The organism is Vibrio fortis, assembly GCF_000695685.1.
Taxonomy (GTDB): domain Bacteria; phylum Pseudomonadota; class Gammaproteobacteria; order Enterobacterales; family Vibrionaceae; genus Vibrio; species Vibrio fortis_A.
The window spans coordinates 217,375-237,137 of record NZ_JFFR01000028.1; the positions used below are offsets into that span (position 1 = coordinate 217,375).

At 45.3% G+C, this 19,763-nt stretch carries 19 protein-coding genes; 14 read left to right on the plus strand and 5 right to left on the minus strand.

Translation table 11 applies throughout. The annotated features are described in order from the left end of the window. Positions 1-78 precede the first annotated feature (78 nt). A complete protein-coding gene (locus VFDL14_RS02945) occupies positions 79-630 on the plus strand; it encodes a hemerythrin domain-containing protein (RefSeq protein WP_032553152.1) in 552 nt (183 codons plus the stop codon). Positions 631-699: 69 nt separating this feature from the next. Here the strand turns inward: VFDL14_RS02945 and VFDL14_RS02940 are convergent, their stop codons facing one another. Further along, a complete protein-coding gene (locus VFDL14_RS02940) occupies positions 700-888 on the minus strand; it encodes a DUF3545 family protein (RefSeq protein ID WP_032553153.1) in 189 nt (62 codons plus the stop codon). 709 nt (positions 889-1,597) lie between these two features. Here VFDL14_RS02940 and VFDL14_RS02935 point away from each other — a divergent pair. Next, entirely contained in the window at positions 1,598-3,025 is a 1,428-nt protein-coding gene (locus VFDL14_RS02935) for an alanine/glycine:cation symporter family protein (protein ID WP_032553154.1), read from the plus strand. A gap of 209 nt (positions 3,026-3,234) precedes the next feature. After that, a complete protein-coding gene (gene yaaA, locus VFDL14_RS02930) occupies positions 3,235-4,011 on the plus strand; it encodes a peroxide stress protein YaaA (RefSeq protein ID WP_032553155.1) in 777 nt (258 codons plus the stop codon). A gap of 106 nt (positions 4,012-4,117) precedes the next feature. Here the strand turns inward: yaaA and srmB are convergent, their stop codons facing one another. Both srmB and VFDL14_RS02920 read right to left on the minus strand, forming a co-directional pair. Continuing rightward, a complete protein-coding gene (gene srmB, locus VFDL14_RS02925; protein WP_032553156.1) occupies positions 4,118-5,350 on the minus strand; it encodes an ATP-dependent RNA helicase SrmB in 1,233 nt (410 codons plus the stop codon). Positions 5,351-5,458: 108 nt separating this feature from the next. After that, complete coding sequence (locus tag VFDL14_RS02920; RefSeq protein WP_032553157.1) at positions 5,459-6,181, minus strand: tRNA1(Val) (adenine(37)-N6)-methyltransferase; 723 nt, start codon at positions 6,179-6,181, stop codon at positions 5,459-5,461. A 312-nt stretch (positions 6,182-6,493) separates the two neighbouring features. On the opposite strand from VFDL14_RS02920, the gene brnQ reads away from it, so the two are divergent. Further along, positions 6,494-7,807: a branched-chain amino acid transport system II carrier protein gene (brnQ, locus tag VFDL14_RS02915; RefSeq protein ID WP_032553158.1), complete on the plus strand. Its 1,314-nt coding sequence runs from the start codon at positions 6,494-6,496 to the stop codon at positions 7,805-7,807. A 124-nt stretch (positions 7,808-7,931) separates the two neighbouring features. On the opposite strand, the gene fldB is transcribed toward brnQ, so the two are convergent. Then, positions 7,932-8,453 carry a flavodoxin FldB gene (fldB, locus tag VFDL14_RS02910; protein WP_032553159.1) on the minus strand — a complete coding sequence of 174 codons (522 nt, stop codon included), beginning with the start codon at positions 8,451-8,453 and terminating at the stop codon, positions 7,932-7,934. A gap of 151 nt (positions 8,454-8,604) precedes the next feature. Here fldB and xerD point away from each other — a divergent pair, with 151 nt between their 5' ends. From xerD to VFDL14_RS02870, 9 genes are all read left to right on the plus strand, one after another. Then, positions 8,605-9,519 (plus strand): site-specific tyrosine recombinase XerD, encoded by a 915-nt coding sequence (xerD, locus tag VFDL14_RS02905; protein WP_032553160.1) that lies wholly within the window; start codon positions 8,605-8,607, stop codon positions 9,517-9,519. Between the two features lie 26 nt (positions 9,520-9,545). Then, the gene (locus tag VFDL14_RS02900; protein ID WP_032553161.1) at positions 9,546-10,325 is read left to right on the plus strand and encodes a thioredoxin fold domain-containing protein; all 780 of its coding nucleotides are present in this window, start codon (positions 9,546-9,548) and stop codon (positions 10,323-10,325) included. 74 nt (positions 10,326-10,399) lie between these two features. Further along, positions 10,400-12,136, plus strand: a complete 1,737-nt coding sequence (gene recJ / locus VFDL14_RS02895; protein ID WP_032553162.1) for a single-stranded-DNA-specific exonuclease RecJ — start codon at positions 10,400-10,402, stop codon at positions 12,134-12,136. Between the two features lie 229 nt (positions 12,137-12,365). Further along, positions 12,366-13,464, plus strand: a protein-coding gene (prfB, locus tag VFDL14_RS02890; protein ID WP_150895812.1) for a peptide chain release factor 2 whose coding sequence is annotated in 2 segments (ribosomal slippage) — positions 12,366-12,440 and positions 12,442-13,464 — 1,098 coding nt in all. Because the reading frame shifts where the segments join, the coding sequence is not laid out codon by codon here. Between the two features lie 50 nt (positions 13,465-13,514). Beyond that, a complete protein-coding gene (lysS, locus tag VFDL14_RS02885) occupies positions 13,515-15,032 on the plus strand; it encodes a lysine--tRNA ligase (protein ID WP_032553165.1) in 1,518 nt (505 codons plus the stop codon). Between the two features lie 278 nt (positions 15,033-15,310). Then, the gene (gene vpsR, locus VFDL14_RS02880; RefSeq protein ID WP_032553166.1) at positions 15,311-16,645 is read left to right on the plus strand and encodes a cyclic-di-GMP-binding transcriptional regulator VpsR; all 1,335 of its coding nucleotides are present in this window, start codon (positions 15,311-15,313) and stop codon (positions 16,643-16,645) included. 310 nt (positions 16,646-16,955) lie between these two features. Further along, the gene (locus VFDL14_RS25070; protein WP_263641666.1) at positions 16,956-17,078 is read left to right on the plus strand and encodes a hypothetical protein; all 123 of its coding nucleotides are present in this window, start codon (positions 16,956-16,958) and stop codon (positions 17,076-17,078) included. A gap of 107 nt (positions 17,079-17,185) precedes the next feature. Then, entirely contained in the window at positions 17,186-17,437 is a 252-nt protein-coding gene (locus VFDL14_RS02875; protein ID WP_032553167.1) for a hypothetical protein, read from the plus strand. A gap of 191 nt (positions 17,438-17,628) precedes the next feature. Continuing rightward, complete coding sequence (locus tag VFDL14_RS02870) at positions 17,629-17,940, plus strand: DUF6482 family protein (protein ID WP_032553168.1); 312 nt, start codon at positions 17,629-17,631, stop codon at positions 17,938-17,940. A 22-nt stretch (positions 17,941-17,962) separates the two neighbouring features. Here VFDL14_RS02870 and mutH read toward each other — a convergent pair whose 3' ends face one another. Further along, a complete protein-coding gene (gene mutH, locus VFDL14_RS02865; protein WP_032553169.1) occupies positions 17,963-18,628 on the minus strand; it encodes a DNA mismatch repair endonuclease MutH in 666 nt (221 codons plus the stop codon). Positions 18,629-19,242: 614 nt separating this feature from the next. Here mutH and rppH point away from each other — a divergent pair. After that, complete coding sequence (gene rppH / locus VFDL14_RS02860; protein WP_032553170.1) at positions 19,243-19,761, plus strand: RNA pyrophosphohydrolase; 519 nt, start codon at positions 19,243-19,245, stop codon at positions 19,759-19,761. Positions 19,762-19,763: the final 2 nt, after the last annotated feature.

The window sequence follows — 19,763 nt, forward strand, 5'->3', positions numbered from 1 at the left end:
TTTTCTGAGCAGTATCAAACCCGATTATCCTATCTTCATATACACTTACAAAGAGTAGGTGTAATGGAGTGCAATACTATGATGATAGAAAGGATAAGAAGAGAGCATGGTTACATGGCTCGTCTGCTCATGATTTTAAAGACCAAACTTGAGCTTCTACAGAAAGAGCGAGCGATAAACTACAGCCTAGTGGCGGAAGTGGTGCACTATTTAATGAACCACTCAGATAAGGTGCATCATCCGAAAGAAGATATTATCTACCGTCACTATTTAAAACATTACGGTAAACAGCAGGCCATCGAAGATCTGGAACTTGAACATCAGCTGTTGGCGGAGAAGACCGCTGACTTCTTAGATGTGGTTGAGATGATTCTTCAAGATGCGGTAGTTCCTCAGCAGGTGTTTATTGATCAGCTTGCAGCATTTATAGAAGCGCAGCGAAAGCACATGGAATATGAAGAGAAAGTCATTCTACCGATTATTGTCGGAGCTTTTTCGGTGCAAGACTGGCGTAGTGTTGAAGAGCTTTGGCAACAACCAGAGGATGATCCTGTGTTTGGTGACACGATTGCCGATCAGTACCGTCAGTTGGCGATTCGAGTTCGCCAAAGTGAACAAGAGTGCGTTTAGCTCTCTATAATAGTTGTAGAAAGAGAAAAGGCACCCAGTTGGGTGCCTTTATTTTATTTATCGTGTCTATTAAAGCTTAATATCGTCGAGGTCGAAATCTAAGCCAAGATTCATGTCCATGAGTTCTTTTTGAAGGCGTCGACGATCATTAATCTCCTCAATCTCACGCCACTTGCGCTTTAGAGGTTTTGAACGCCCTTTCTGTGTTGCACGAGGTAGATCAAGTTCAGTGATTTCATCGTATTGAAAGTTATCCATAAGCTATATCTCCTTCCGTGGGAATAGTCCTTTCGGACTCATTAAATACCATAATTAATGCCACCATAACTTTGATTTGTTTCTCATTTGTTTCATATTCATGAAGGTTTCGTGTGGTTTTTTGACTTACCATCACACATGCGGCTCATATTTATGTTTAAAAATTAGGCAAACAAACTTAGGAAAACGATTAAATTCACTGTCTGAGAATGTTAATTCATTGTGCGAAGCTTATGCTCCTTTCGTCACAATGCAACCAAGCACCTATCGAGGAGATAGGTAGGAGTTTTACTTGATACTTCCAAAAACGGTGATTGTTCACTATACCTTGTAAAGCCTAGGCTGATGGCTATTTTATGGGATGCTGTGCAGGTTAAAGAGAGATACTGTCCATTGTTGAGCTTATGTCCCGATAATGTGACTTTTATGAGGTGTTGTTGTTGCGGTTTGTGTTAACAAAAGGTGATTTTTTAGTGAAATGTCACTTTTATGTGTGATTGTTTGCATATTGATTTTTGCTAAATCTCACTGCATTATCCGCCCGTCAAAAATACACTGATACGTAAAATGGATGCATGAAGCGACATTTACAGTCTCAATCGCCGCAAGAACATAACAACGAATGCCGACACAACATTGACAGAGGCATAGGCGATTAAGAGGAAGGCTAGGAAGCATGATCGGTGCTTAAACTCAATACGAGGTTCACGTGACAGATTTAATCAATTTAATGAACGATCTTCTTTGGGGATCAATCTTAGTTTACTTGCTCGTTGGTGTGGGTATCTACTTCACCGTACGACTAGGCTTCATTCAATTCCGCCACTTTGGCCACATGTTCTCTGTTCTGAAGAACAGCCGTAAAGCAGACAGTGCTGGTATCTCATCTTTCCAAGCTCTTTGTACTAGTCTTGCTGCTCGTGTTGGTACAGGTAACATGGCTGGTGTTGCAGTTGCTCTAACCGCTGGTGGCCCAGGTGCTATCTTCTGGATGTGGCTAATTGCGATGCTAGGTATGGCAACGTCGTTTGCAGAGAGCACACTGGCTCAACTGTACAAAACGCGCGATAACGACGGTAACTACCGTGGTGGCCCTGCATACTACATGGAGAAAGGCCTAGGCATGCGTTGGATGGGGGTTCTATTCTCTATCTTCCTAATCATTGCATTCGGTCTTGTTTTCAACGCGGTACAAGCAAACGCGATTGCAAGCGCTATGAACACAGCGTTTGACTTTGAGCGCAGCTACACAGGTGTTGCGATCGTAGTTATCTCTGCATTCGTTATCTTCGGTGGTATCCGTAAGATTGCACGCACTGCTGAAATCATCGTACCGATCATGGCGCTAGCTTACCTTGCTATTGCTCTGTTCATCATGTTTGCCAACATCGAGAAAGTGCCAGAAGTATTGGCTCTTATCTTCAAGAGTGCATTCGGTCTGCAAGAAGCAGCAGCGGGTGGTCTAGGCTACGCAATCGCTCAAGCAATGATCAACGGTATTAAACGTGGTCTATTCTCGAACGAAGCTGGTATGGGTTCTGCGCCAAACGCAGCGGCATCAGCAACACCTTACCCACCGCACCCTGCGTCTCAAGGTTACGTTCAGATGCTAGGTGTGTTCATGGACACTATCGTTATCTGTTCAGCAACAGTTGCGATCATCCTAATGTCGGGCGAGTACGTTCCTCATGGTGAAGTAACAGGTATCGAACTGACTCAACGTGCACTAACAGCACAAGTAGGTTCATGGGGTGGTATCTTCGTAGCGGTAGCGATCTTCTTCTTCGCTTTCACTTCAATCATCGCGAACTACTCTTACGCTGAAACGAACCTAATCTTCCTTGAGCACAACAACAAGAAAGGCCTAGTGCTTTTCCGAGTTATCGTTCTAGGTATGGTTATGTTTGGTTCAATGGCAACATTGCCAACAGTATGGGCATTGGCTGACGTATCTATGGGTCTAATGGCGATTGTTAACTTGGTAGCGATTATCCTGCTATCAGGCATCGTGATTAAGCTTGCGAAAGACTACAACCGTCAACTAGACGCGGGTAAAGTTCCAACGTTTGATGCGAACGATTTCCCAGAGCTTAAGTCTCAGCTAGAAGATGGTATTTGGGACGGCAACAAGAAGTAATCTTGTGATGCGACGCTGAGCAATATAGAGCGTTCACCGTTTCTCAAATTGAAAGGCTAAGGTAGTGATACCTTAGCCTTTTTTATTGTGTGGACATTAGTGAAATAGGTGTTTATCTATCGAAGTAATAGGAAGAGTCATAAAGACAAATTGATGTTTTTTCTATACTCTATCAAGCATAAAGTCAGATAACCGATTAGGGTAAAGTTATGTTAGTTGTCGTATCACCAGCAAAGACATTAGATTATGAATCACCATTGGCTACCGAGCAGTTTACTCATCCAGAGTTTATTGAACACTCTGCCGAGCTGATTGAAGAGTGCCGTAAACTAACGCCTGCAGATGTTTCGGCGCTAATGAAGGTGAGCGATAAGATTGCCGGCCTTAACGTGGCGCGTTTTGAGCAGTGGAGCGAAACCTTCACTCAAGAGAATGCTCGCCAAGCGATTCTGGCGTTTAAGGGCGATGTTTACACCGGCCTTGAAGCGGAAACTCTGACGGACGCGGATTTCGAATACGCACAAAAGCACCTACGCATGTTGTCAGGCTTGTATGGTTTGCTTAAGCCGTTGGACTTGATGCAACCTTACCGCTTAGAGATGGGTACACGTTTAGCGAATGCTCGTGGTACTAACCTTTACCAGTTCTGGGGCAACCTGATCACTGACAAGCTCAATGAGACGCTAAACGCTCAGGGCGATAATGTGCTTATCAACCTTGCATCGAATGAATACTTCAAAGCAGTGAAGCCAAAGAACCTAGATGGTCAGGTAATCACCCCTGTATTCAAAGACTGTAAGAATGGCCAATACAAGGTGATCAGCTTCTACGCGAAAAAGGCGCGCGGCATGATGGCACGTTACATCATTGAAAACCGTGTTGATTCGATTGAAAAGCTGACTCAGTTTGATACTGCGGGCTACTACTTTGTAGAAGAAGAGTCGAACGCAAAAGAGCTAGTGTTCAAGCGCGAAGAACAGAACTAATCTTCGTTTTATCTCAATGACTAAAAAGCCCCTGACAGCGTTGCTATCAGGGGCTTTTGTTATTCTGTAGAGTAGGTTAGGTCACCGAATGAGTGACCCAAAGCGGCTACTTCTTCTTTTTCTTAGCGGCTTTTTTAGCTGCGCCTTTCTTATCGTCCTTCTTCACCTTTTTCTTCTTTTTGAAGACAGGTTTTTTGTGTGTAGGACGCATACCTTCGATAAAGCGCTCTTTGATGCTCTCTTTAGTATAACGCGCAACACGCTCAATCATTGGTTGATCGTGTGCTTCGATTAGTGAGATAGCATTACCTTTCTTACCAGCACGAGCGGTACGGCCAATACGGTGCAGGTAAACGTCAGCGGTACGTGGCATGTCGTAGTTAATTACGTGGCTAACGTCTGGCAGGTCGATACCACGAGCTGCTACGTCAGTTGCCAGTAGGACATTCACAGTGCCATCACGGAAGCGAGCAATCGCATTGTTACGGCGATCTTGTGGCATTTCACCTTGAATCCAAGCACATGGGATCTGTGCGCTTTCTAGTTGAGCTCGAAGGTCCGCTAGGCGCTCACGTGTTTTTAGGAACACGATAGTACGCTCTGCTTGCTCAGTGATGATGTGCTTAAGAAGATCCAGCTTGTGCTCAGCTGTGTCTGCGCGGTGGTACCACTGAGTGATCTTTTTACGCTCACGTAGAGAAGATTTAGCATCGATCTCTGCTGGGTTGTTTAGTAGATCTTCAGTGAAGCCTTCAACGCCTTTACCCTCTAGAGTTGCCGAGAATAGTAGCGTCTGTTTACGCCAGCGACACTCTGCAGATAGACGGTCAACAACTGGACCAAAGCCCATGTCTAGCATGCGGTCTGCTTCATCTAGGATCAGCCATTCGATAGCACGACAATCAAAGCGTTCAGCTTCGATGTACTCCATTAGACGACCTGGAGTTGCAACAACGATGTCTTGAGTCGTGCCTAAGATATCCGCGTGCTCTTGGTACATCACACCACCAGTAATGGTGAAGATGTTAAGGCTGGTGTATTTTGCAAGATCACGAGCTTGGTCTGCGATCTGCATTGCTAGCTCACGTGTCGGCGTTAGGATCAGCATACGTGCTGGACCCGCTTTCTTACGTGGGAAGTCGAGTAGGTATTGCAAAGCTGGCAGTACAAAAGAAGCTGTTTTACCAGTACCTGTCGGTGCAGAAGCTAAAACGTCTCGTCCATCTAACGCTTGTGGGATTGCTTCAGCTTGTATCTGTGTTGGGCGTTCGTAACCCATCTCGTCGATTGCTTTAAGCAGCTCTTGTTCTAGATCGAGTTCTGCAAAGGTTCTGATCACTGTTGTTTCTCCACAAGCAATAAATGTGTCTGCACGTCGTTGGCAGACGATAAAAAAGAGTAGTCGGACATTATAGAAGCATTAGTGATTAGGATCACATGGTATTTGCTACATCTTGAGATAAAAATCTTGGGTTAGGGCGATAAACGCCTCGCTGTAACCATTTTGATCGTGAATTAATAGCTGCTGGTGGTCGAGTTGCACACTGGGATCTTTAGATAGCTCAAACAAAAGACGTGTAGGCTGCTTTCTGGCGGTGGTTCTCACATCCAATCGGCGCGATAAGTGCCATCCACTCTGTTTGGCGAGCTCAATAAACTGTTCCCCTTCAACCATCGGCAGAATAAAGCTCGCAGTGGCCGATTCTGTCGTGAGTTCATAGCAGCGAACAGCCAGCGCTTTGTGATCAAGGCTAGCGGTATGACGAGCCGTAGCGCGTTGGCTATGTGCTGCTTGCTCTCCGGAATTGAAGTAGGGTGGATTACAGATGATGGCGTCGAATTGCTCTGGTAATTCAACCTCTAGCACACTACCAAAATAGAGCTGTAGACGATCGCTCCAAGGGGAGTGGTCGAAGTTAATCTTGGCGGCATGAATGGCGTCAGGGTCGATATCTATTGCTGCAAGGTTTACCGAAGGATAACGCTGCGCCAGCATCAGTGTTAACAAACCAGTACCGGTACCAATATCCAGAACGTTTTGTTGGTGATTAAGCTGTGTCCACGCACCCAGTAGTACGCCATCGGTGCTGACAGGCATTCCACTCTGTCCACCATAAATAGAAAACTGTTTAAAATTAAAGCTTTTTGTCTCTAGCGTTTTTTCTTTCATAAATCTGCAGGTACCGGAATTTTTAACTATTTAGCTTTGTTGTTGATCTTTTGTACAGGCTTTTGTTCTGATTTGGTTTTAATTGTTGCAACTTATGAGTAGTTTATAATTGTGTCTAATTTTTCAAAACCAGTGAAATAAACTGCTTTTTGTATGAAATTGCAAATTAATATGGTGTTTTTCTGCGGTAGCTTGCAGCTGACTGAGTGTTTCGTCATTATGCGCGACTATTTTATAGATTGAATGGCAGTTTTTAACTGTAACATTCACGCAAGCACAACATCATTTCAAAAATATAATTAAGGATTATCTGTGAAACAGAGTCTAAAACTAACAGATATTATGGCATTGGGCTTTATGCTTTTTGCGTTTTTCTTGGGTGCGGGTAACATCATTTTCCCACCTCTCGCCGGTCAATTAGCGGGCGAAAATGTCATTCCAGCGATGTCTGGTTTTCTTTTAACTGCGGTAGGTCTCCCTTTAATTACGATTGTTGCTATCGCGGTTGCTGGTGGTTCTTGGGGCCATCTAACTAAAGATCTTCCAAAACAAGCAGCGACGATCATGGCGGTGTTGATCTTCATCATCATCGGCCCAGCATTCGCAGCGCCACGTACTGGCCTAGTGGCTTACGAGATGGCGGTGAAGCCGTTCTTCATCGATGCAGCTCAAGCACACCTAACGATCTTCTCGATTGCATTCTTTGCGATTGCGATGTTCTTTGCATGGTCACAGGGTAAACTGATCGATGTGATTGGTAAGGTACTGACGCCAGCACTATTCATTGGTTTAGTAATTCTAGCGATTGCAGTTTTTGTTAACCCACAAGGCGAGATCGTTGCAGCACACGGTGATTACCTAACTCAACCTCTAACCAAAGGTTTCCTTGAAGGCTACAACACCATGGATACTTTCGGTTCTCTGATGTTTGGCATGCTGATCGTGGATGCGATTCGTAGCAAAGGCATCACTGACCGTGCAGCGACAACTAAGTACTTGATCAGCGCCGGTTGTATTGCGGCTGCGGGTCTAGCGTTTGTTTACATCTCGCTATTCTACCTTGGCGCGACAAGTGCTGCGGTAGCTTCTGGTGCAGATAATGGCGGTGTGGTTCTAAGCCAATACGTTCAATCTCTATTTGGTCCTTCAGGTCAGATCGTTCTGTCTGTGATTGTACTACTAGCGTGTTTGACGACGGCTATCGGCCTTATCTCTGCATGTTCTGAGTACTTCAGTTCTCTAACTCCGATGTCTTACAAAACTTGGGTAATCATCAACGGTGTAGCGTGTGCAACGGTTGCTAACGTTGGTCTAGCTCAGCTTATCTCGTTGTCAGTACCGGTTCTATTTGCACTATATCCAGTAGCGATTGCATTAGTGGCACTGACTTTCCTACGCAAGAAACTGCCAAACCCTCAAATGGCATACCGCGTGGTTATCTTGGTATCTCTACTATTTGCTCTGATTGATGCAGCGAAAGTAGCGGGTGTAGATGTATCTGCACTGAAGATGCTACCACTGTTTGAAATTGGTATGGGTTGGTTACTACCAACAGCAGCAGCTATCATCTGCATGTTCTTCGTAGGTAAATCGACAGCCCCTGAAATGGCTGAAGAGACGGTTTAATCTCTGAGAGTTAATCTGTTTTCGAACTAAATAGAAAAGGCCCCGCGACTGATTAGTCGCGGGGCCTTTTTACATTCGCTGGTTTTAATGTTCATCACTCACGTGATAGCGAGTGGTTGATGAGTTAGATCTTTTCGCTGTATTCAACCAGAACTTGCTCAACCCAAGCTGCGATTCGGTCATCGCTCAGCTCGTACTGTGAGTCTTCATCAAGAGCAAGGCCTACAAACTGTGATTGGTCTTCTGTTAGGGCTTTTGATGCTTCAAACTCGTAACTATCGTCGTTTGGCCAATATCCGACAAACTCCGCACCTACGGTTTTCAGTTCGTCGTGTAATAGACCCATCGCATCAAGGAACCATTCGCCATAGCCTTCTTGGTCACCCAGTCCGAACAGTGCCACGACTTTGCCTTTTACAGGTGTGGTTGCTAGGTCATCCCAGATTTCATTCCAATCTTCTTGGATTTCACCGAAGTCCCAAGTTGAGATACCCAGTAGCAGTAGGTCGTAGTCGGCCATCAATGAAAGTGGCGTCTCTTTTACATTGTGAATGTCGACTAAGTCTTCGCCGATGATGCCGCGAATCTTTTCTGCAGCCATTTCTGTGTAACAGGTGGTTGAGCCGTAAAACAGTCCAATTTTCATAGCATGTGTTCGATTTTTATTTTGAGATGGCGAATTCTAACCATAAATTGAATTCGATTGCAGCGATTATCCGCCCAAGTCGTAATTTTTATAGCTTTCATCAGGTCTGTAGCTTAATCTCAAAACAGTTTCCAATATGATGAGAATAGCTATGCAGTCGCCTCAAGGGCAGAACGCCGATCATGGTCTTGTTGAACAATTTTTAGATGCGATGTGGATGGAGAGAGGGCTTTCGGAAAATACGCTCACTTCCTATCGTACGGATCTTGCCAAGCTGCTTGATTGGATGGAAAAGAATAATTATCGCTTGGACTTCATTAGCTTATCCGGTTTGCAGGATTATCAGAGTTGGTTGGTCGATGCGAACTTTAAACAGACTTCGCGTGCTCGTATGTTGTCGGCGATTCGTCGTCTATTTCAATATTTGCATCGTGAAAAGGTAAGGGCTGACGACCCGAGCGCCTTGTTGGTGAGTCCAAAGCTGCCTCAGCGCTTACCCAAAGATCTCAGTGAAGAGCAGGTTGATGCCTTACTGGATGCTCCAGATCCGAATGACCCGATTGAGCTTAGAGATAAAGCGATGCTGGAGTTGTTGTACGCAACTGGCTTGCGTGTGACTGAGCTGGTCAGCCTAACGATGGAGAACATCAGTTTAAGACAAGGTGTGGTGCGGGTGATTGGTAAAGGTGGTAAAGAACGCTTGGTTCCAATGGGTGAGAATGCCGTAGACTGGATCGAAACCTTTATTGAGCAAGGTCGCCCTCAGCTGCTTGGAGAGAATAGCTCGGATGTGGTTTTCCCGAGTAAACGTGCCAAGCAGATGACCCGACAAACCTTTTGGTACCGTATTAAGCACTACGCGGTGATCGCAGGTATAGATACAGAACTACTGTCTCCGCACGTGTTAAGACATGCGTTTGCAACACATTTACTGAACTATGGTGCCGATCTCAGAGTCGTACAGATGTTATTGGGACATAGTGACTTATCGACAACCCAAATTTATACTCACGTGGCAACGGAAAGACTGAAGCAAATTCATGCTCAGCACCACCCACGAGCTTAGATTCAAATAATTTTAAGGTGAACTTAATGAGCGTATTACGCCGTCTTCCTCTATTGGCACTGCCTTTTGTCATCACTGCTTGTAACGCATCTGAAGAGAATGTTGAGCAGGTTAAGACAGCAGTAGAGGCAGCACCCACTCAAGCTTACGATATTAAGGCTTTGACTCAGCGTTTTGAAAAGATTGGCGTCAAAGTGACAGATGTTGTGCCATCGGATATTGATGGTCTCGTCGAGGTTCAAACCAATAGCGGTATCATTTTCTCGTCTCCATCGGGTGATCACTTTATCGCAGGTACGCTGTACTCACTGGATGAGAACGGCAAATTCAGCGACGTATTAGCGGAGCGTCAGGCTCCTATCAATGCAGCTAAGATTGCAGAGATGGCAGACTCGACCATCGAATACAAAGCGGATGATGAAAAATACGCGATTACGGTCTTCACGGACATCACCTGTGGTTACTGTGTGCGTCTACACAGCCAAATGCAGGGCTATAACGATTTAGGTATTACGGTTCGTTACATGGCTTACCCACGTCAAGGGGCAACTGGCCAAGTCGCTAACCAAATGGCGGCTATCTGGGGTTCAGATGACCCGAAAGCGGCAATGCACGATGCGAAAGTGAATCGTCAAATGCCAGACTCGGCAAAAGCAACGTCTGAAACGAAATCTGTGATTGCTAAGCAATACCAATTAGGTCGCGAGCTTGGTATCAGCGGCACGCCAGCTATCTTCTTACCAAGTGGTGAGCTTGTGAGTGGCTACCTGCCTCCAGCGCAACTTATCCAACGCTTAGAGCAGTAATTCGCTGCTTAGCAACACGCATTTCCAAATTTACACATAAGGAATGGCCCAACTCGGTTTGGGCAGAATAGGTCATGATTGAGATACAACGTCGCCCCGAAGTCGATACTTCCGTTCTTCCTGCAGATTTGCCAGAACTACTCAAACGTATCTACGTGAGTCGTGGAATCAATAGCCCAGCCCAGTTAGAGACGGCAGCCAAAGGCTTGCACTCGTACCAAAAGCTTGGCGGGATCGATGCGGCAGTTGAGTTGCTATTCAAAGCTATTCAGCAGCAGAAACGCATTATTGTCGTTGGCGACTTTGACGCGGATGGCGCGACCAGCTCTGCACTTTCTGTGTTGGCGCTGCGTATGCTTGGCAGTAATAACGTTGACTACTTGGTGCCAAATCGTTTTGAAGACGGCTATGGTCTGAGCCCGGAAGTGGTAGAGCAGGCGATTGAGATTGGTGCGGAAGTGATCATGACCGTGGATAACGGTGTCTCATCGATTGAAGGGGTGCGTTTTGCCAAAGAGAAAGGCTTAGATGTACTTGTTACCGACCACCACTTACCGGGACATGAGTTGCCGATGGTGGATGCCATGGTGAACCCAAACCTAGAGAGTTGTGCGTTTCCTTCTAAAGCTCTGGCAGGAGTGGGTGTTGCTTTCTACCTGATGATGGCATTGTGTGTTCATATGCGAAAGCTGGGCTGGTTTGCCCAACAAGGTATGGCCGAACCGAAACTTATGGAGCTGATTGATCTCGTAGCACTTGGCACAGTTGCCGACGTTGTTCCTCTTGATGAGAATAACCGTATCTTGGTACACCAAGGCCTACAGCGTATTCGTGCAGGCAAGGCGCGTCCGGGAATTCAGGCGCTGATTGAAGTGGCGAAGCGCGATGCTCGTCGTTTGGTTGCGTCTGATTTCGGTTTTGCTCTTGGACCTCGTATCAATGCTGCTGGACGCCTTGACGACATGTCATTTGGTGTGGAGCTGCTGATGAGCAATAACATCCACGCGGCGCGTCGTATGGCGAGTGAGTTGGATGGTCTTAACCAAACTCGTAAAGAGATTGAAGAGGGCATGAAGCAGGAAGCGATCGCTTTCTGTGAGCGTCTGGAGTTTGGCGAAGCAGATCTACCCTGTGGTTTAGCACTGTTCCAACGTGATTGGCACCAAGGTGTGATTGGTATTCTTGCTTCTCGCATCAAAGATAAATATCACCGCCCAGTGATTGCGTTTGCTGATGGAGGAGAGGGCTGCATTAAAGGCTCTTGTCGCTCGATTCCTGGCTTACACATGCGTGATACGCTGGATCGGATTGATACGCAGAATCCAGGTCTGATTGTTAAGTTCGGTGGCCACGCAATGGCTGCAGGTTTAACCATCATGGAAAAAGATTTCGAACGCTTTAGCAAACTGTTTGATGAAGCGGTCAAACAAGACCTTGGTGAAACGGCACTCAAAGGCATTATCTTGTCGGATGGAGAGCTGCTTCCTGAAGAGTTTTCCATGCATACCGCTGAGTTTTTGCGTGCTGGTGGTCCTTGGGGACAAGCCTTCCCAGAACCTATCTTTGATGGCGAGTTTAAAGTGCTTCATCAAAAGCTAGTCGGTGAAAAGCACCTGAAATTGATGCTGGAGCCACTTTACAAAGGTCACCCAACCAATGTGATGATCGATGGTATCGCTTTTAACGTTGATCTGCGTCGCTGGCCAGATGCGTCGGTTAAAACCGTGCACCTTGCCTATAAGCTTGATATCAACGAGTTCCGCGGTAATCAATCGCTGCAGTTGATGATCGACAACATCGAAGCTAAGTAGCGACCAATTCGTTTACGCTAAAAAAGCAAAGTTGAACGCGTGCCCCGACTCCTTTGGGGCGCGTTATTGCTGTTTTTAACCTCATGTTAACCCCATTCTTATCTCGCGGATTTCCTTTTGCGCATTCATCAGCGATAGTTCGACTTTCTTATCTAAAAATTCCTGTATCTCCGTCACACTTTTGAGTACAATTCTTCGGTTAAATTCTACTCATAAATGATGAGCTAAAATGTTTGAAATCAATCCAATCAAAAACCGTCTGCAGGATGTGTCTGAGCGCACAAATATCCTGAGGGGGTACCTTTGACTATGACGCTAAACAAGAGCGTCTAGAAGAAGTAAATGCAGAACTAGAACAACCGGATGTATGGAATGAGCCTGAGCGTGCGCAAGCACTGGGTAAAGAGCGTGCATCACTGGAAGCTGTGGTAGAGACTATCGACCAACTTGACCAAGGTGTTGAGGATGTGGAAGGCCTACTTGAGCTAGCGGTTGAAGAAGAAGATCAAGAGACATTTGACGAGATCGAACCTGAACTGGCTGAGCTAGAAGCTAAGTTAGAGAAGCTAGAGTTCCGTCGTATGTTCGCAGGCGATCACGACGCATCTGATTGCTACATCGACCTACAATCAGGTTCAGGTGGTACAGAAGCGCAAGACTGGACTTCAATGATGCTACGCATGTACTTGCGTTGGGCTGAAGCGAAAGGCTTCAAGACCGAAGTAATTGAAGTTTCTGAGGGTGAAGTTGCTGGCCTTAAAGGGGCTACGGTTCGCATCTCAGGTGAGTACGCTTATGGCTGGCTACGTACAGAAACGGGTGTACACCGCCTAGTTCGTAAGTCTCCATTTGACTCAAGCGGTCGTCGTCATACGTCATTTGCTTCTGCGTTTATCTACCCAGAGATTGATGACAACATTGATATCGACATTAACCCTTCTGATCTACGTATTGACGTATACCGTGCATCTGGCGCGGGTGGTCAGCACGTAAACACCACGGAATCGGCGGTTCGTATTACTCACGTTCCAACCAACACTGTGGTTCAATGTCAGAATGACCGTTCTCAGCATAAGAACAAAGACCAAGCGATGAAGCAGCTTCGTGCAAAACTGTTTGAATTAGAGATTCAAAAGCAGAACGCAGAGAAGCAAGCGAACGAAGATGCTAAATCTGACATCGGTTGGGGTAGCCAAATCCGCTCTTACGTACTGGATGACTCGCGCATCAAAGATCTACGTACTGGCGTTGAAAACCGCAATACTCAAGCGGTTCTTGATGGCGACCTAGACAAATTTATCGAAGCTAGCCTGAAATCAGGTCTGTAAGCTTTTCACCGAAAAACAATTTTCATAAAGAAAGACAGGATACATCGAAAATGACTGATGCTGTTCAAAACGAAAACGCACAAGAAGAGAATAAGTTGATCGCCGAGCGTCGTAGCAAGCTGGATCATATCCGCAAGAGCTGCAAAGCAAACGGTCACCCAAATGATTTCCGTCGTGAGCACCTAGCTGGCGACCTTCAAGCGGAATTCGGTGAAAAGACTAAAGAAGAGCTAGAAGAGCTAAACCACGTTGTTGCAATCGCTGGCCGTGTAATGGCTAAGCGTGGTCCATTCCTAGCAATTCAAGAAACATCTGGCCGTATCCAAGCATACGCTGCAAAAGATGTTCAAAAAGAGCTTAAAGAGAAATACCAAGGCCTAGATATCGGTGACATCATCGGTGTTAAAGGTGCACTTCACAAGTCAGGTAAAGGCGACCTTTACGTGAACATGGAGTCTTACGAGCTGCTAACTAAAGCACTTCGTCCACTTCCAGAGAAGTTCCATGGCCTGACTGACCAAGAGATGCGTTACCGTCAGCGTTACGTTGATCTAATCGTGAACGAAGACTCTCGCAACGCATTCATCGTGCGCTCTAAGCTTGTATCTTCAATCCGTAACTTCATGAGCTCAAAAGGCTACCTAGAAGTTGAAACGCCAATGATGCACGTGATCCCTGGTGGTGCGACTGCTCGTCCATTCATCACTCACCACAACGCACTAGACATCGACATGTACCTACGTGTTGCACCTGAGCTTTACCTGAAGCGTCTTGTTGTAGGTGGTTTTGACCGTGTATTCGAGATCAACCGTAACTTCCGTAACGAAGGTCTTTCTCCACGTCACAACCCAGAATTCACAATGATGGAATTCTACCAAGCGTACTCTGACTACAAAGATCTGATGGATCTGACTGAAGAGATGCTAAGCACAGCGGCTATGGACGTTCTTGGTTCGACTTCTATGCCTTACGGTGACGAAACTGTAGAGTTCGGTGGCAAGTACGCTCGCATGAGCATGTTTGATGCAATCAAGCACTACAACCCTGAGCACGCTGAGATTCAAGCGCTAACAGAAGCAGATCTACAAGACCGTGAGAAGATGGTAGCTATCGCGAAATCTGTACACGTTGAAGTAGAAACGTTCTGGACATGTGGTCAGCTTCTAGAAGAGATCTTTGGTGAAACGGCTGAGCCTCAGCTAATTCAACCAACGTTCATTACTGGCTACCCAGCGGACATCTCTCCTCTAGCACGTCGTAGCGATGACAACCCGTTCTTCACAGACCGTTTTGAGTTCTTCATCGGTGGCCGTGAAGTAGCGAACGGCTTCTCTGAGCTTAACGATGCAGAAGACCAAGACGAGCGTTTCAAAGCACAAGTTAACGCGAAAGACGCAGGCGATGATGAAGCAATGTACTACGATGCAGACTACATCACAGCACTTGAACACGGCCTACCGCCAACAGCGGGCCAAGGTATCGGTATCGACCGTCTAGCAATGCTGTTCACTAACACGCACACAATCCGTGACGTGATCCTATTCCCAGCGATGCGTCCACAAGCGTAATCTTTCGCTTTCGCATTTAGCGTGAATTCTAAAAGCCACCTTCGGGTGGCTTTTTTATTTCTAGGCGTATCAAAACCTTACCTACTCCGCACTCTGAGTTCGAAAAATCATTATTTGTGACATAGTCTTACTATTGAGACGAAGAATCTTAGATAGTCTCACTACTAAACGTCTTTGGCGTGAATATGAACTTGCTTGCGCAGTGAATTTCCCATATATAGGGAAGAGCAATAGTTAGTACTCGGCCAAATAAATAGAAAATTGAATAAGGAAGAAGGATGGGAACTCAATTTAAGATGGATTCCTTACCAGGCTCTCTTATCGTCGTTGGTGGTGCGTACGAGCCTTGGTTATCTGTATTAGAACAAGTGGGTTGGCAATGCACTCAGTGTGCAGACCTACGAAAGGCAGATGCACTCTTTACGGAAACCGGTCCTTGTATTGGGATCGTTGATCTAAGCCATGATGAGTTTAGTCTTAATGGCGTCGCTAATTTAGTGAGTAATAACAAGCAGGTAAGATGGTTAGCTCTGATTCGTGAATCACAATTAAGTTCAGACACTATCTGCCAGTTTATCGTGAATTTCTGTATCGACTTCTTCACGACTCCGATCCCGGATACTCAGCTACTTAGCACGATAGGGCACCAGTTAGGCATGTTAAAGCTTGAGAAGAAGGTGTGGCCAAATTACGGTTTGAACAGTGATATGGGGCTTTTAGGGGACTCTGTAGCAGTCAAACGACTGAGAGACCAAGTTAAGCGAATTGGTCCGACAGACGTTAGTATCTTGATCTCAGGAGACAGTGGGGCAGGTAAAGAGACCGTTGCCCGTTCAATTCACAGACACTCTTCTCGTGCTAAGCACCCTTTCTTGACTGTGAACTGTCGTGCGCTTTCAGAGTCAAGAATCGAAAGTGAACTGTTTGGCTTGGCAGGTAAAACAGGTGATACCCCATGTATGCTCGAAGAAGCGGATGGTGGAACGATACTGTTTAACGATATCTTAGCCATACCTAGAAATCAGCAGATGAACCTGCTTAAGTTCTTGCAAGATGGTAAGGTTGAGACCTCAAAAGGTCTGCGCTCAGTGGACGTGCGTATTCTGGCCTCAAACTCTTCAGATATAGAAAAGGCCTTGATTGAAGGGGACTTTAACGAGGAGCTTTATCATTACATTAATGTGTTGCGAATCCATGTCCCTAGCTTGAAGGAACGTGTCAGTGATATCCCTATCTTGGCAAACCACTTCTTGCATGATTACTCCAAAGAGTTCAACGCACAGGCTAAGAACTTTTCAGAGTCGGCAGCCACTGCATTGTCTCGTTATCATTGGCCAGGCAATGTGCGTGAGTTGATGAATCAAATTAAGCGTGTGGTACTGATGTCTGACTCGATCATCATTGATGAAGAGCATCTTGATTTACCAAAGCAGCAAGATGAGAAACGCAGCTTGAAGAGTATCCGAGAGCGCTCTGAGCGTGACGCCTTAATCGTCGTATTAGAGTCGCATGCGGGGCAGGTTTCATTGGCAGCCAAAGAGCTAGGTGTTTCACGCGCTACCATGTATCGCTTGCTCAACAAGCACAGCCTGATATCTGAAGGGCTAGTCTAAGCAATACTATTATTTGAAAGCCACGCACTGCGTGGCTTTTTTGTTTTTGGTCGAAGCTTTCTATCTGACTGAAAAGTTTGAACAGAGATAAGCTCTACAGATTTATATAATCATAGTGAATATCTTATGCTTGATGTTATATGCAACTTCGATTTTAGGTGAATGCTTTGTTTTCAGATTGTTAATAGATAAGTGGTTGAATAATGTTCTCGTTTGGATAGAATTTAACCGTGAAAGCAATGGTTTAATATCAAACCAAAAGCATTCGAATCACATCTTTTTGGATTAATTAATTAGCTTGGAGGCGCAAATGAAACATTTCGATTTTATTCAGCACATTTGCGCGTCGTTTGATCCTAGCACTGACATGGTGGCCGCTATGCCACGTCTATCAGTGATGGCCGATCGCAACACCCAAGATAAATCTAACTAATTAATCCGTATCCTTACTTGGCTGCGGAAAAATAGCAGCTAAGACATCTCTATCTCTTATTTCACGCTATTTTTCCCCAGTTTAATTCCACTACTGGAGAATACATTATGCGTCACTCAGTTTACCTAAAATTAGCCACAGTCCTTATTCGCGCCGATCTTCGTCATGAAGAGCGAGCTTGGAAACGGAAAGTTCGTCGTAGTGCTTACGATCTTCCATGGGAGAACGCACACTTACTTAAAGATATCGGTCTAGAAGCCGATGGACGACCAATCGGATTTTCAGAGCCTGAAGCTGTCACTATTGAACGTCGTGTTCGTCACCTTCGTCGTGTCCTAAGTGCGCGAATACTGACGTAATCCGAGGGAGTGATGGCACCTGTCACTCCCTAGGATAATGAAATAGGTGCTGGTTATGGCGTCGGAGGGAGATCTCTGAATCAGTACCACTAAAAAGAGGAGCAATAGGCTCCTCTTTGCATATTTTTTAAAGGGTTATTTAGCAAACAAAAGCAGTTCGACTAAGCTAAAGATATTGAGGGAGGTGAGGTATGCAAAAGCATCAACTAGATATGTGGTTGCATGGCGATCACAAAGACTCTTATCGAACACCTAAGGTTTATGTTATCGGGTGTTCCGATATCCCAGAGTATCTACTAGCAGTGGAATACAAGCATAAATTAGAGCCGGTGAAGCAAGGTGGAGAGCCAGTACACTTTGGATCACTTGATCAAGTCAAAGAGGAGCTCCTCAGACTTGGTTTCGATAAGGCCTATTTACGCCTCCACAACACGTATGACGAGTTTGGTAGTGAGCCAAGTCAACGCTATTGCGATATAGAGTTAGCGCTTAATCCACATTAGGTAGTTGCAAAGTAGCTCGTTATCAAGCGTAGTGTTTTGTCAGTAGCTGATGAGTAAACTGAGTTCTCAGATAGAAGCCGCGTGGCTTAGTCTTAATTGGTTTGCCACTCGCGCCGTAGGCCTCGGTTAAGACTCGGCTGTGCGCTGCTTTTGGACGAAGATGCAATGCTTCACCATGACGTGCAGTGATCTGCTCGACGTTACCTAAAACGATCAACTCCATCAGTTCTTCCCAATCTCGTTTGAGAATCTCTTCTTCCTCTTCACTTGGTGTCCACAACAGTGGTGATCCTACGTGACGATCTGCTAACGGGATCTCACGCTCTCCCTCAACTGGGATCCACAAAACTTTGGATAACTTGTTGCGAACGTGACTGGTTTCCCAGGTCAGGCCTTGAACGCCCATTAAAGGAGCAACACACACAAAGGTGGTCTCTAATGGCTTACCACTGTAACTGATCGGAATACTTTTAAGCTCAATACCTAGATGCGCGAAGTCCTGCTCTGGTTTACTTCCAGCGGGGGCGCCCAAGTGCCACTCCAATAGCTGCCCAACCCACCCTTTATCTCGCTTAAGATCTTTAGGCATGGTCATTTCAGCTTCCTCTGCCAGTTCTTGAAAGGTCATACCGGCAATGGCGTAGGCTCGGTCTAGTAGCTCAGCTTCAGTTTGTGGTTCAGGTTTCATAAGACTTCGAGTTGGTAAAACGCCGATTTTATCAGATTCAACTGAAAATGCAGTGTGGTTAATAAATGATCACAGTGGCGATTTACGGATCAATCCTACGGTTATCCACAGGCTGAGAGGCTAAAATCCAATAAAAACAAACCAATGGATAAATAAACAGGGGTTTTAAGGGGATAAAATGCTTGCTAAATGGCGTACAAAATGAATCTTTTAGTGATGAGTGTGGATAAAGCTAAGGGTGGTTGATCTTTAACCATGTTGAGTTTTTAAAAGATCATTTGAAAAATGTAATTTTTGTTTAGCGTGAGATTTGTTTTAAGTCCATGATTATTATGTTTTATTTACTTTGGTTGGTTGCAGCTTGTTTTGGTTGTTGATGAAAGTATGAATTAAAAAAAACGTTTGCGGTGAATTCTTCACATAGTTATTCACAGAAAAGGTGAATAAATGTGGTCTATGTCTCACTATTGTGTGGGTAACTATTTTATGAGCAAAAGTTATCCAGTTTTAAGAAATTATTCATAAATATCGCCCTAATCACGTCACGAAGTTTGCTCCGCTTGGGGATATGTGGAAAAATCAGTGTAATTAAAAATTTAAATAGAGGTTGGCCAGTGATAGATGGCGATGGTTACCGATTAAACGTTGGTATTGTAATCTGTAACAACCATGGTCAGGTCTTCTGGGCTAAACGATACGGGCAACATTCATGGCAATTCCCTCAAGGGGGAATCGATGAAGGTGAAACTCCGGAACAGGCAATGTACCGTGAGTTATATGAAGAGGTTGGCCTTACCAAAAAGGATGTAAAGATCGTCGCGACAAGTCGTCATTGGTTACGCTATAAGCTACCCAAACGACTGGTTCGATGGGATTCAAAACCTGTCTGTATTGGACAAAAACAGAAGTGGTTTCTTCTGCGTTTAGACTGCGATGAATCGCGTATTAACATGCAGCGCGGAAGTACACCTGAGTTTGATGGTTGGCGTTGGGTAAGTTACTGGTACCCAGTTCGACAAGTTGTTTCTTTCAAGCGAGATGTTTACCGTCGTGCAATGAAAGAGTTCGCTTCTTTAGCTATGCCATTTAAAGAGCGAAAAATAAAAGGAAAACGCAAACAGCGTAGAGGTTAAGC

Bases quoted from the DNA above. Each gene is read 5' to 3' on its own strand.
- vpsR (WP_032553166.1), top strand. From the start codon at position 15,311: ATGGGAACTCAATTTAAGATGGATTCCTTACCAGGCTCTCTTATCGTC.
- VFDL14_RS25070 (WP_263641666.1), top strand. From the start codon at position 16,956: ATGAAACATTTCGATTTTATTCAGCACATTTGCGCGTCGTTTGATCCT.
- recJ (WP_032553162.1), top strand. From the start codon at position 10,400: ATGATTGAGATACAACGTCGCCCCGAAGTCGATACTTCCGTTCTTCCT.
- VFDL14_RS02920 (WP_032553157.1), bottom strand. From the start codon at position 6,181: ATGAAAGAAAAAACGCTAGAGACAAAAAGCTTTAATTTTAAACAGTTT.
- xerD (WP_032553160.1), top strand. From the start codon at position 8,605: ATGCAGTCGCCTCAAGGGCAGAACGCCGATCATGGTCTTGTTGAACAA.
- lysS (WP_032553165.1), top strand. From the start codon at position 13,515: ATGACTGATGCTGTTCAAAACGAAAACGCACAAGAAGAGAATAAGTTG.
- VFDL14_RS02940 (WP_032553153.1), bottom strand. From the start codon at position 888: ATGGATAACTTTCAATACGATGAAATCACTGAACTTGATCTACCTCGT.
- fldB (WP_032553159.1), bottom strand. From the start codon at position 8,453: ATGAAAATTGGACTGTTTTACGGCTCAACCACCTGTTACACAGAAATG.
- VFDL14_RS02870 (WP_032553168.1), top strand. From the start codon at position 17,629: ATGCAAAAGCATCAACTAGATATGTGGTTGCATGGCGATCACAAAGAC.
- VFDL14_RS02900 (WP_032553161.1), top strand. From the start codon at position 9,546: ATGAGCGTATTACGCCGTCTTCCTCTATTGGCACTGCCTTTTGTCATC.
- yaaA (WP_032553155.1), top strand. From the start codon at position 3,235: ATGTTAGTTGTCGTATCACCAGCAAAGACATTAGATTATGAATCACCA.
- VFDL14_RS02875 (WP_032553167.1), top strand. From the start codon at position 17,186: ATGCGTCACTCAGTTTACCTAAAATTAGCCACAGTCCTTATTCGCGCC.
- VFDL14_RS02945 (WP_032553152.1), top strand. From the start codon at position 79: ATGATGATAGAAAGGATAAGAAGAGAGCATGGTTACATGGCTCGTCTG.
- mutH (WP_032553169.1), bottom strand. From the start codon at position 18,628: ATGAAACCTGAACCACAAACTGAAGCTGAGCTACTAGACCGAGCCTAC.